This is a genomic window from Streptacidiphilus monticola (assembly GCF_042658505.1).
Classification (GTDB): domain Bacteria; phylum Actinomycetota; class Actinomycetes; order Streptomycetales; family Streptomycetaceae; genus Streptacidiphilus; species Streptacidiphilus monticola.
In genome coordinates, this window is the sequence record NZ_JBHSQJ010000010.1 from 188,642 (window position 1) to 200,528 (window position 11,887).

Sequence of the window (11,887 nt, forward strand, 5' to 3'; positions counted from 1 at the left end):
CCTTTCTGACTGTCTCTCAGCTGCTGTTCCCACGGAGCGGCCCGGGCCCCCTCGGGGACCGGGCCGCGGTTGGGTCAGAGACCCTGTGCCAGACGGTAGTAGGCCTGGTTCCAGCGCAGCTCCTGGGTGAAGCGGCGGACGGTGGTGTCGGCGTCGATCAGCGCCAGCTCGGTGCCGGTCATCTCGGCGAAGTCGTACAGCTCGGCCGAGCCGACCGCCGTGGACAGCACCGTGTGGTGCGGGCCGCCGGCCGTGAGCCATGCCTCGGCGGAGGTCTCCAGCGAGGGGCGCGGGGCCCACACGGCCCGCGCCACCGGCAGCGCAGGCAGCGGCTGCAGCGGCTCGACGACGTCGATCTCGTTGGCCACCAGCCGGAACCGGTCGCCCACGTCGGCCAGGCCGACGACCACCGCCGGGCCGGTCGCGGCGTCGAAGACGAGCCGGACCGGGTCCTCGCGGCCGCCGATGCCCAGCGGGTGGATCTCGCAACTGGGCTGCGCGGACGCGATGCTGGGGCAGACCTCCAGCATGTGCGCGCCCAGGATCAGCTGCTGACCGGGCGTCAGGTGGTAGGTGTAGTCCTCCATGAAGGACGTGCCGCCGTCGCGGCCCTCCCCCATCGCCTTGAGCGTGCGCACCAGCGCGGAGGTCTTCCAGTCGCCCTCGCCGCCGAAGCCGTAGCCGTCGGCCATCAGCCGCTGCACCGCCAGGCCCGGCAGCTGGCGCAGCCCGCCCAGGTCCTCGAAGTTGGTGGTGAACGCCTTGAAGCCGCCCTCGGTCAGGAAGGTCCGCAGGCCCGCCTCGATCCGCGCCGCGTAGCGCAGCGAGTCGTGCCGCTCCCCGCCCGCGCGCAGCTCGGCCGCGACGGCGTAGCGCTCCTCGTACTCCTTGACCAGCGCGTCGACCTCGGCGTCCGAGGCCGCGTCGACGACCTCGACCAGGTCGTTGACGCCGTAGGTGTTGACGGAGACGCCGAAGCGCAGCTGCGCCTCGACCTTGTCGCCCTCGGTCACGGCCACGTCGCGCATGTTGTCGCCGAAGCGGGCCAGCTTGAGGCTGCGCAGCTCCGCCCGGCCGGCCGCGGCCCGGGCCCACACGCCGATGCGCCGGGCCACCCGCGGGTCGCTGACGTGGCCGGCCACGGTCTTGCGGGGCACGCCGAGGCGGGCCTGGATGTAGCCGAACTCCCGGTCGCCGTGGGCGGCCTGGTTGAGGTTCATGAAGTCCATGTCGATGGAGTCCCAGGGGATCTCGACATGCGACTGGGTGTGCAGGTGCAGCAGCGGCTTGTTCAGGACGTCCAGGCCGGATATCCACATCTTCGCCGGGGAGAAGGTGTGCATCCAGGCGATGACGCCGATGCAGTCGTCGACGGAGTTGGCCTCCAGCATCACCCGGCGGATCGCCGCCGCGTCGGTGAGTACCGGCTGCCACACCAGCTCCGCCGCCAGCTCGCCGCTCGCGCGCAACTGCTCGGCGATGGCCTGGGACTGTTCGGCGACCTGCCTCAGGGTGTCCTCACCGTACAGGTGCTGACTTCCGGTCAGGAACCAGACCTGACTCATGCTTCGACTCCCTGGGGCTCGATGGGCTGCTGGGCGGCCTGCTGGCCGTAGACGTTCTGGTAGCGGTCGTAGAGCTTGTCGATGTCGGCCTGGTCCAGACGGGCCACCGGCCCGAGCTGCCGGGCCAGGTGCACGGTGCGGGCCACGTCCTCGCACATCACCGCGGCCTTGACGGCGGCCTTGGCGTTCTTGCCGATGGTGAACACGCCGTGCTGGCGCATCAGCACCGCGGGCGAGCGGTGGCCCTTGAGGGTGGAGACGATGCCCTGGCCGATCGAGTCGTCGCCGATCAGCGCGAACGGGCCGACCGGGATGTCGTCGCCGAACTCGTCCCCCATCGCGGTGATCGCGCACGGGATCGGCTGGGCGACGGCCGACCAGGCGGTGGCGTACGGGGAGTGGGTGTGCACCACGCCGCCGACCTCCGGCATGTTGCGGTAGACGTACGCGTGCGCGGCCGTGTCCGAGGAGGGGGACAGCGTCCCCTCGACCAGGTTGCCGTCCAGGTCCGCGACGATCATCTTGTCCGGCGTCAGGTCGTCGTAGGAGACGCCCGACGGCTTGATGACCATCAGCTCGTGGCCCGGCACCCGCGCGCTGACGTTGCCGCTGGTCCAGGCGACCAGGCCCCAGCGCAGCAACTCGGCGTGCAGTGCGCAGACTTCGGCCTTGAGTGCGTCCAGGCCCGGAATGTCCAGGCTGCTCATCCCTGTCCCCTCCCCCGGTCGCGCAGGGCGCGCAGCCGGTGCATCGCGTCGGAGCCGCCGCGGCCGAAGTGGTCGTGCAACTCCCGGTACTCGGCGTAGAGCGCGTCGTAGGCGTCGGCCCGCTCGCCGTCCGGCGTGTAGACGGCGCGCCGGATGGAGCCCATCGCCGCCGAGGCCGCCTGGATGTCCGGGTACACCCCGGCGGCGACCGCGGCGTGGATCGCGGAGCCCAGCGCTCCGCCCTGTTCCGAGCCGATCACGTTGACCGGGCGGCGCAGCACGTCGCTGTAGATCTGCATCAGGAAGGCGTTCTTCGGCAGACCGCCGGCCACGGTGAACTCGGTCACCGGGACGCCCGACTGCTCGAAGGCCTCCACGATGGTGCGGGTGCCGAAGGCGGTGGCCTCCAGCAGCGCCCGGTAGATCTCCTCCGGGCGGGTGTCCAGCGTCAACCCGACGATCAGCCCGGACAGGTGATGGTCCACCAGCACCGAGCGGTTGCCGCTGTGCCAGTCCAGCGCCACCAGGCCGTGCGCGCCGACCGCCTGCCGCGCGGCCTTCTCGGTCAGCAGCTGGTGCCCGCTGATGCCGCGCTCGCGAGCCTCACGGGCGTAGTCCTCGGGCAGCGCGGTGCGCACCGCCCAGGCGAAGATGTCGCCGACACCGGACTGGCCGGCCTCGTAGCCCCACAGCCCCGGCACCACACCGCCGTCCACGACCCCGCACATGCCCGGCACCTCGGCCAGCCGGTCGGAGTTCATGATGTGGCAGGTCGAGGTGCCCATGATCGCGAGCATGTGGCCGGGCTCCAGAGCCCGGGCGGCGGCGTTGGTGACGTGGGCGTCGACATTGCCCACGCTGACCGGAATGCCCTCATTCAAACCGGTCCACGCCGCCGCCCGGACGCTCAGACCCCCCGCCTTCCCGCCGAGCGGGGACAGGGGAAACTCCAGCTTCCCGGTGAAGTCCGCGAACTCCGGGTTCAGCGCCGCCAGGTACTCCCGGCTCGGCCACTGCCCGTCCTGCCGGATGCCCTTGTAGCCGGCGGTGCAGGTGTTGCGGTTCTCCGCACCCGTGAGCTCCCAGACGATCCAGTCGGCCGCCTCGATCCAGCGTTCGGCGGCCCGGTACAGCTCCGGGTCCTCCTCCAGCAGCTGCAGCGCCTTGGCGTACTGCCACTCGCTGGAGATCTTCCCGCCGTAGCGCGGCAGCCAGCTCTCCCCCCGCTCCGCCGCGAGCGCGTTGATCCGGTCGGCCTGCGCCTGCGCGGAGTGGTGCTTCCACAACTTCGGGTAGGCGTGCGGACGTCCCTCGTAACCCGGCACCTCGCACAGCGGCTTCCCGTCCGCCGTGGTCGGCAGCACGGTGCACGCGGTGAAGTCGGTGCCGATGCCGACCACCTGATCCGGCGTCACCCCGGCCAGCTCAAGCGCCTTCGGCACCGCGTACCGCAGCACGTCGCGCCAGTCGTCCGGCACCTGCAGGGCCCAGTCCGGCGGCAGCTGCTCACCGGTCGCGGGCAGGGTGTGCTCCACCGCCCCGTAGCGGTACTCGTGGACAGCCTCGCCCAGCTGGGCGCCGTCGGCCACGGAGACGACCACGGCACGCCCGGACAGCGTCCCGAAGTCCACACCGACAGTGACGCGGAGCCCGGGCTCGGACACCGCGTCCAACGGCTTGTTAACGCTCACAATCGACTCACAATCAGCACTCCGGCAGACCGGTGGGGAGTGGGTGCGGGACTAATTGTTAGCGTTCACATTTGCTTGACGTCAAGGGTTAGGACAGAACTCGGCGGCGGGACCGGGCGATCCGCACCCGGTCCCGCCTGCTCCGGAGCGGAATCAGCCGGCCAGCCGGACCAGCATCTTGCCGGTGTTCTCCCCGCGCAGCAGGCCGAGGAAGGCGTCCAGAGTGTGCTCGAAGCCGTCCACCACGGTCTCCTCGTGGCGCAGCCGGCCCTCGCCCAGCCAGCCGCCGACCTCCTGGACGAACTGCGGCTGCAGGTCGTAGTGGTCCCCGACCAGGAAGCCCTCGATCCGTCCCCGGGTCTGGATCAGCCGGGCCAGGTTGCGCGGCCCGGCCGGCGGCTCGGTCGCGTTGTACTGCGAGATCATGCCGCAGACGGCGATCCGGCCGTGCAGGTTGAGCGCGCCCAGGGCCGCCTCCAGGTGCTCGCCGCCGACGTTGTCGAAGTACACGTCGATGCCGTCGGGCGCGGCCTTGGCGAGTTGCTCGGCCACGGGGCCGTCCTTGTAGTTGAAGGCGGCGTCGAAACCGTACTCCCCGAGCAGCTTGGCCACCTTCTCGTCCGACCCGGCGCTGCCCACGACCCGCGAGGCGCCCTTGAGCTTGGCGATCTGGCCCACCATGCTGCCGACCGCGCCCGCCGCGCCGGAGACGAACACGACGTCGCCCTCCTTGAGCGCGGCGGTGCGCAGCAGTCCGGCGTAGGCGGTCAGGCCGGTCATCCCGAGCACGCTCAAGTAAGCGCGAAGCGGGGCGAGTTCCGGGTCCACCTTGACGGCGGTGGCGGCCTTGAAGGTCGACCACTCGCGCCAGCCGAACCAGTGCACCACCTGGTCGCCCGGGGCGAAGCCCTCGGCCTTCGACGCCACCACGCGGCCGACGGCCGCGCCGTGCATCACCTTGCCGAGCTCGAAGGGCTCGGCGTAGGACTTGGCGGACGACATGCGGCCCCGCATATAGGGGTCGACGGACAGGTACTCGTTGCGGACCAGCACCTCGCCCTCGGCCGGCTCCCGGACGGGCGCCTCCACGAGCGCGAAGTTCTCCGGCGCGGGCCAGCCGACGGGGCGGCTGACCAGGTGCCACTCACGTCCGGTGGCGGGGATGGTGACGTCCGTCATGACGTGCACTCGCTTCCTGTGTTCCTCGTGTTCGGGGGTGGGCCTGTCGGCATTTCCTTGATGTCATCAAGGACCGGCACCCCACCTTCACGCAGATACTTAATGGTGTCAAATATTCAGGTCGGCTGCCGTACCCTGGCAGTCATGTCGCAGCATGCCGAACCCGCCGTCGCGGACCAGCTCACCCTGGACGTGGTGGACCTGATGGCCACTCTCGTCTCCGCCTTCCACAAGGAGTACGAGGAGGCGGCCGGTGCACGGTCGCTGACGGGGGCTCAGGCAAAGGTGCTCGCGCTGCTGCGCCGCGGACCGATGCCGATGCGGCGGATAGCGCACACGATGAGCTGCGAGCCCTCCAACATCACCGGCATCGTCGACCGCCTGGAGGCCCGCGGCCTGGTGGAGCGCCGCCCGGACCCGGAGGACCGCCGGGTCAAGCTCGTCGCCGCCACCGACGCCGGCGCGGCGGCGGCCGCGGAACTGCGCGGATCCCTCTCCTTCGCGCGCGAGCCCCTGGCCGCGCTGTCCCCCGAGGAGCGGGTGCAACTGCGCGGGCTGCTCCGGCGCATGGCGGAGCGGGCGAACGGGGAGGGATGAACACGGTTGGGAGCAAAGCCGCAGGTGACCCCGGATCGACGGAGTCATCCCAAAGCGGAACCCGGCGTGCCTGCACTGCGTCTCAACAGCTATGCTGCGGCGAGCGGCCCTGATCCGGGCCGCTCGTGCTGATGTACGAGCTGTACGAGAGGAAGCACGAGACCCGGGGCGGTAGCTCAGCCGGTTAGAGCAGGGGACTCATAATCCCTTGGTCGTGGGTTCGAGTCCCACCCGCCCCACCAGTCGGCAGCGGCGTCACGTGTGCGCCGCGCCGCGTGCGCTGTATGGCGTGGCGCGAACAAGCGCTATGAACGCTAGCGGAACGCCCCGCCCGGTCATGCACCGGCGGGGCCTTTTTCACCCGTTCGGGGCCGGGGACGGCTGTTTGACGAGACGTCAGAGGATCGGGGGATGCGCCGTCCCGTTCTGGGGCGGGGGTCGGTGCGGTGGGTGTGCGATTGCTGCCGCGGTGCTCGGTTTCGTCGTTGCGGGGTGGGGCGGTGTGGGTGGCTGGTGTCTGTTCGCGGGTCTCGCCGTAGCCGGCCGGTGCGACGGGGCGGCCGGGGATCATCTGCAGCGGCTGGTCGTCCAGCCCCGCGAGGAGGTGGAGTTCGAGGGCTTCAGCCGGCGCCGGTGCCGGGTGACCGCGACGAGGGCGTCGATCCGGCCCGCATCCGAGAGCTCCGACCCGAACAGGCCGCCAGCGCGGCGGAGGTGCCAGGTCCGGGCACCTCCTCCGCCAGACCCTCCGCGATGGGATCTCCCGGCTGCGCCGGGATGCAGTGGGCGCCCGGCTCGCCCGCCACGCCGCTGACCCCGTCGATGACGGGGCCCCGGTCGGGTGTCCCGGGCGCGGGGTCGACCGCTTCCGGCATCATCACGGCCATGAGCACCCCTCCCCCACCCCACCCCGCGCCCCGGCACCCGTCCCCTTCCCCCCGCGCTGCGGCTGCGGCTGCGGCCGACAGCCTCGCGGGGCTCGTGCTCGGCGATGCGTTCGGGGAGAGCTGGTTCCTTCCCTCCGAGCTGTTCGACACCGCCGACGCGCTCTGCGCCGCACGGGAGTTGAGGCCCGGTCCCTGGCCGTGGACGGATGACTCGGCGATGGGCGGGGTCCTCTACCGCCACCTGCTCCGCCATGGCGAGGTGAAGCAGGACGAGCTCGCGCGCGACTTCGCCGCCGAGTACGCCCGGGACCCCGACCGGGGCTACGGGCCGTCCATGCACCGCGCGTTGAGGCAGATCGGGGAGGGCGACGACTGGCGCGCCGTGACCGGCGCCGTCTTCTCCGGGCAGGGATCGCTGGGCAACGGCGCAGCCATGCGCGTGGGACCGCTCGGCGCCTGGTTCGCGGACGAGGATCTCGGCACCGTGGCCGAGCAGGCGCGGCTCTCGGCCGAGGTGACGCACGCTCACCCCGAGGCAGCTGCCGGGGCGGTCGCCGTGGCGGTGGCGGCCGCCCTGTGCGCACGGCGGCGGCCGGATGTTCGCCGCGCTGCCCAAGGCACGGACGGCGCACCGGAGTTCCTCACCGAGGTGGCCCGCCACCTCCCTCCCGACAGCGACGTCCGCTCGGGCCTGACGGTCGCCGCCGCGCTGCCCGTGGGGACCTCCGTCCGGCACGCCGCGGCCGTGCTGGGCTCCGGCGTCCGGCTCACCGCGCCGGACACGGTCCCCTTCGCGCTGTGGGCCGCAGCGGCCGAGCCGACGGACCTCGTCGCGACGCTGTGGCGTACCGTCGCCGGCTGGGGCGACCGGGACACCACGTGCGCCATCGCCGGAAGCGTCGTCGCCGCGGGCACGGGTCTCGCCGGGGTTCCCGACACCTGGCGCGAGGCGCAGGAGCCTTTCCCCACCGGGTGACCGCCGGCCCGGCTCGACCCACCCCGCCTCAACGAGTCGTCCAGGCCCCGCCGTTGACGTGGATGGTCTGACCGGTGATGTGGCGGGCGCCGGGCGAGGCGAGGAAGAAGGCCGTGGCGGCGATGTCCTCGACCGACCCGGCGCGCTTGTCGTGGGTCTCAGCGATCAGCGCCGCATGCCGCTCGGGCGAGACGCCGCCGACTCCCGCGAAGAACTGCGTGCCCGCGATGTAGCCCGCCGAGATGACGTTGCACGTCACGCCACGCGGGCCGAGGTCCGCCGAGAGGGCGGCGTTCCAGGCCGCGAGGGCGGCCTTCGCCGCGCCGTAGGAACCGCCGCGGCGCTCCGCGCCGATGGAGCCGATGCTGATGACCGTGCTGCCGGGGACCAGCCGCTCCCGGTAGGCGGAGGTCGTGAGGACGGCGGTGAACAGGTTGGCGTCCAGGTCGGCCCGCCACTGGGCGGCGACGCGTTCCAGTTCGGCGCCCGGCCCGGCATCCGATTCGGCACCGGCCGCCGGGCGGCCCAAGCCACCGGCCGCGTTGACCAGGACGTCGACCGCGGGCAGCTCCGCGACGAGCCTGGCGACCGCAGCCGGATCGGCCGCGTCGCAGACGACGCGCCGGACGTCGGGTCCGAGTTCCTTCGCCGCCGCTGCCAGCCGCGCCTCCGTCCGGCCGGTGATGACGACCTGGGAGCCTTCGCGCGCGAAGTGGCGGGCGACGGCGTGGCCGATACCGCTGCTGCCGCCGGTGACGAGAACGATGCGGGCCATGGAAAACACGAATCCCTTCAGCTGCCGTCCACGTGGATGCTTCTCCGAGGAGGAGACCATCCTTGCGGACATCCGTGCTGAAGGGATGAGGACGCAGGCCACGCCGCCTGCCGATTCTGGCTCCCCCAATTGGACTCGAACCAATAACCTGCCGATTAACAGTCGGCTGCTCTGCCAATTGAGCTATGGGGGACTGATCCGCCTGCCGCCACCACGCCTCGCGGCGACCGGCATCGGCACTCGGGAGCCGCTGAAGCGGCAGCTCCCCCAATTGGACTCGAACCAATAACCTGCCGATTAACAGTCGGCTGCTCTGCCAATTGAGCTATGGGGGATCGAACCGAGCTCCTGCCACCGGCGTCGGCGGCCCTTGCTGCGGGTCATACATTAGCGCACGTGGGGGGGTGCTCCGCCAATCCGTTGTCCGGGGGCCCGTGTGACCGCGGCACGGACGGGGTAGGCGGCCGTGTGGTCCACCCGTTCGGCGCGGCGCGAAGCGCCGCTGACCGCACGCCTCATAGGCTCTCAGAGGCACAAGGCCGGCAGCACAGGCGGCATCGCCGCCCGAGCCGTACGGACCACCAGCAGCACAGACCACCGGCACACGGAACGGGAAGGGGTGAAGGGCATGCGCAGGCTCGCCTTCATCGCGGGGCTCGGCATCGGGTACGTGCTCGGCACGCGCGCCGGGCGGGAGCGGTACGAGCAGTTGGCCCGGACCGCGCGCGATCTCTCGCAGACCCAGGCGGTGCAGTCCGCCGCGGCGAGCGCCAAGCAGGCGGCCGGGACGGCGGCGAACAAGGTCGGCCAGGCCGTCGCCGACAAGGTGGGCGACCGGATCCCCTCCTCGGTGGCGGACCGTATCCCCTACCTGAACGGGCGTCAGGCCGTCCACGAGAACGACTGGGACAGCGGCCGCATCTGACCGATGCACCCCGCGCCGGGGTGGGCTATGAGGCATGATCTCTCGCATGGCCATCGTCGCGGGAATCGACTGCTCGACCCAGTACACCAAGATCGTCGTCTGCGACTCCGACACCGGCGAAGTGCTGCGCGAGAACCGTGCCCCGCACCCCGGTGTGCCCGCAGGTACCACCCCGGCCGAGCTGGATCCGCAGGCCTGGCTGCGGTCGCTCGGCGCAGCGGCCGAGGGCGGCCTGCTGGAGGGCATCCGCGCCATCGGCGTCAGCGCGCAGCAGCAGGGCGTGCTCGGGTTGGACGCGGGGGGCGTACTGGTCCGTCCGGCCTTGCTGCGGCACGACCCGCGCGCCGCCGGGGCCGCGCGCAGCCTGGTCGACGAGCTGGGCGGGGCCGCCGCCTGGGCGCAGGCCGTCGGCAGCGTCCCGCTGGCGTCGTCCCCGGTGGCCAAGCTGCGCTGGATCGCCGAGAACGAGCCCCAGCACGCCGCCCGCATCGCGGAGGTGCTGCAGCCGCACGACTGGCTGGTCTGGCAGTTGCTGGGCGGCTCCCACGCCCGGACCACGGACCGCGGCGACGTCTCCGGCACCGGCTACTGGTCCCCCGCGACCAAGGAGTACCGGACCGACCTGGCGGCTCTGGCGCTCGGCCACGAGCCCCGGCTGCCCACCGTCCTCGGGCCCGCCGACCCCGCCGGGCACAGCCCGGAGGGCCTGCTGATCTCCGCGGGCACCGGCAGCCCCATGGCCACCGCGCTGGGCCTGGGCCTGCTGCCCGGCGACGTGATGATCTCGCTGACCGCCAACGGCACGATCCACCTGGTGCTGGACGAGACCTCGGCCGGGGCCGTCACCGAGTTGGGCGACCCGGCCGTGTCGGTCTTCGCGGACGCGACGGGCCGCCAGTTCCCCCAGGTGATGACGCTGAACGCGGCGCGGGTGCTGCGGGCCACCGCGCTGATGCTCGGCACCGACCTGCAGGGGCTGTCCGAGCTGGCGCTGCGCTCGACGCCGGGCTCGTACGGGCTGGTCCTGCTCCCCTTCCTCGACGGCGAGCGCACGCCCGCCCTTCCCCATGCGGCGGGAACGCTGGCGGGGCTGCGCGTCGAGTCGATGAAGCCGGAGCACCTGGCCCGCGCCGCCGTCGAGGGGATGCTGTGCAACCTGGCGGACGCCCTCGACCTGCTGCGCGGACGCGGGGTGACGGTGCGTCGGATCTTCCTGACCGGTGCGGCGTCCCGGCTGCCGGCGGTCCAGCAGGTCGCCGTCCAGCTCTTCGGCGTCCCGGTGGTGGTCCCGGCGCAGGGCGACTACGCCGCGCTGGGCGCGGCGCGGCAGGCGGCCTGGTCGCTGGCGCAGACCGGGGAGCCGCCGGTGTGGGCGCTGCCGCAGGAGCCGTTGACGGTCCAGCCGGGTGAGGACGCCGCGCTCGGCGCGGCGGTGCGCCAGCAGTACGCCTCGGTCCTGGGGCAGACCCACCCGGAGCTCAAGTCCCCCTGACCGCAACGGTACTGACCCCCGTTCAGCTCACCGCGGCGGTCAGTCGAAGTCGAGGTAGCCGCGGAGCTGGTCGGCGAAGGCGTGGTCGCGCAGCTTGTTGAGCGTCTTGGACTCGATCTGCCGGATCCGCTCCCGCGTCACGCCGAAGAGCCGGCCGATCTCCTCCAGCGTTCGCGGCCGTCCGTCGGCCAGGCCGTAGCGCAACTGGACGACCTTGCGCTCGCGCTCGCCGAGCGTGGACAGCACGGCCTCCAGGTGCTCGCGCAGCAGCAGGAACGCCGCGGACTCGACGGGCGAGGCGGCGTCGCCGTCCTCGATCAGGTCGCCGAGCGCGACGTCGTCCTCCTCGCCCACGGGCGCGTGCAGCGAGACGGGTTCCTGGGCCAGCCGCAGCACCTCGCAGACGCGCTCCTCGGGCAGGTCGAGGGTGGCGGCGACGGCGGCCGTCGTGGGCTCGGTGCCCTGCTCCTGGAGCAGCCGCCGCTGGACCCGCACCACGCGGTTGATCAGCTCGACGACGTGGACCGGGACCCGGATGGTGCGGGCCTGGTCCGCGAGAGCCCGGCTCATGGCCTGGCGGATCCACCAGGTGGCGTAGGTGGAGAACTTGTAGCCGCGGGCGTAGTCGAACTTCTCGACGGCGCGGATCAGCCCGAGATTGCCCTCCTGGACCAGGTCCAGCATGGTCAGGCCGCGGCCCACGTACCGCTTGGCCACGGAGACGACGAGGCGCAGGTTCGCCTCGATCAGGCGGCGCTTGGCCATCCGGCCGAGGACGACGAGCTGGTCGAGCTCGTCGGCGAGGCGGGGGTCGAGCCGGGGATCGAGGCCGCCGCCGTGGCGGTCGGAGCCGTCGAGGTGGCGGGTCAGGTACTCCTCGGCGAAGAGGCCGGCCTCGACCTGGCGGGCGAGCTCGACCTCCTCGGCGGCGGTGAGCAGGGGGATCCGCCCGATCTCGCGCAGGTACTGGCGGAACAGGTCCGCGGCCGGTCCGGTGGGCTCGTCGAGCGCGGCGGCGGAAGGGACCTCCTCGGCGGTGAGGTCCTCCGGGGTCGGCTCGGGCGGTTCGGGGGGCTCGGGCGGTTCGGGGGGC

The 11,887-nt window shown here is 72.3% G+C and carries 10 protein-coding genes and 3 tRNA genes; 5 read left to right on the plus strand and 8 right to left on the minus strand.

Going from position 1 to position 11,887, the window contains the following annotated elements; translation table 11 throughout:
* Window positions 1–74: 74 nt before the first annotated feature.
* The 4 genes from araA to ACFP3V_RS03935 form a co-directional block, all read right to left on the minus strand.
* Complete coding sequence (araA, locus tag ACFP3V_RS03920) at window positions 75–1,565, minus strand: L-arabinose isomerase (protein ID WP_380579696.1); 1,491 nt, start codon at window positions 1,563–1,565, stop codon at window positions 75–77.
* Entirely contained in the window at window positions 1,562–2,272 is a 711-nt protein-coding gene (locus ACFP3V_RS03925; protein ID WP_380579698.1) for an L-ribulose-5-phosphate 4-epimerase, read from the minus strand. The genes araA and ACFP3V_RS03925 overlap by 4 nt, the downstream gene beginning before the upstream one ends.
* Entirely contained in the window at window positions 2,269–3,963 is a 1,695-nt protein-coding gene (gene araB, locus ACFP3V_RS03930; RefSeq protein ID WP_380579700.1) for a ribulokinase, read from the minus strand. Before araB ends, ACFP3V_RS03925 begins: the two co-directional genes overlap by 4 nt.
* Window positions 3,964–4,116: 153 nt before the next feature.
* Entirely contained in the window at window positions 4,117–5,142 is a 1,026-nt protein-coding gene (locus ACFP3V_RS03935) for an NADP-dependent oxidoreductase (RefSeq protein WP_380579702.1), read from the minus strand.
* Window positions 5,143–5,286: 144 nt separating this feature from the next.
* Here ACFP3V_RS03935 and ACFP3V_RS03940 point away from each other — a divergent pair, with 144 nt between their 5' ends.
* The 3 genes from ACFP3V_RS03940 to ACFP3V_RS03950 all read left to right on the plus strand — a co-directional run bounded on the left by ACFP3V_RS03940 (window position 5,287) and on the right by ACFP3V_RS03950 (window position 7,602).
* Window positions 5,287–5,739 carry a MarR family winged helix-turn-helix transcriptional regulator gene (locus ACFP3V_RS03940; protein ID WP_380579704.1) on the plus strand — a complete coding sequence of 151 codons (453 nt, stop codon included), beginning with the start codon at window positions 5,287–5,289 and terminating at the stop codon, window positions 5,737–5,739.
* A gap of 165 nt (window positions 5,740–5,904) precedes the next feature.
* A tRNA-Ile gene (locus tag ACFP3V_RS03945) sits at window positions 5,905–5,981 on the plus strand.
* 643 nt (window positions 5,982–6,624) lie between these two features.
* The gene (locus ACFP3V_RS03950; RefSeq protein WP_380579706.1) at window positions 6,625–7,602 is read left to right on the plus strand and encodes an ADP-ribosylglycohydrolase family protein; all 978 of its coding nucleotides are present in this window, start codon (window positions 6,625–6,627) and stop codon (window positions 7,600–7,602) included.
* 28 nt (window positions 7,603–7,630) lie between these two features.
* On the opposite strand, the gene ACFP3V_RS03955 is transcribed toward ACFP3V_RS03950, so the two are convergent.
* The 3 genes from ACFP3V_RS03955 to ACFP3V_RS03965 all read right to left on the minus strand — a co-directional run bounded on the left by ACFP3V_RS03955 (window position 7,631) and on the right by ACFP3V_RS03965 (window position 8,712).
* Window positions 7,631–8,377 (minus strand): SDR family NAD(P)-dependent oxidoreductase, encoded by a 747-nt coding sequence (locus ACFP3V_RS03955; RefSeq protein ID WP_380579708.1) that lies wholly within the window; start codon window positions 8,375–8,377, stop codon window positions 7,631–7,633.
* A gap of 117 nt (window positions 8,378–8,494) precedes the next feature.
* Window positions 8,495–8,570: transfer RNA gene (locus ACFP3V_RS03960), tRNA-Asn, on the minus strand.
* A 69-nt stretch (window positions 8,571–8,639) separates the two neighbouring features.
* A tRNA-Asn gene (locus tag ACFP3V_RS03965) sits at window positions 8,640–8,712 on the minus strand.
* Window positions 8,713–9,005: 293 nt separating this feature from the next.
* Between ACFP3V_RS03965 and ACFP3V_RS03970 the strand changes: the two genes are divergently transcribed.
* Window positions 9,006–9,302, plus strand: a complete 297-nt coding sequence (locus ACFP3V_RS03970) for a YtxH domain-containing protein (protein ID WP_380579710.1) — start codon at window positions 9,006–9,008, stop codon at window positions 9,300–9,302.
* A 46-nt stretch (window positions 9,303–9,348) separates the two neighbouring features.
* Window positions 9,349–10,794: an FGGY family carbohydrate kinase gene (locus ACFP3V_RS03975; RefSeq protein WP_380579712.1), complete on the plus strand. Its 1,446-nt coding sequence runs from the start codon at window positions 9,349–9,351 to the stop codon at window positions 10,792–10,794.
* Between the two features lie 39 nt (window positions 10,795–10,833).
* Here the strand turns inward: ACFP3V_RS03975 and ACFP3V_RS03980 are convergent.
* Window positions 10,834–11,887: RNA polymerase sigma factor (locus ACFP3V_RS03980; protein ID WP_380579714.1), on the minus strand; the 1,054-nt coding region annotated here is incomplete at its 5' end.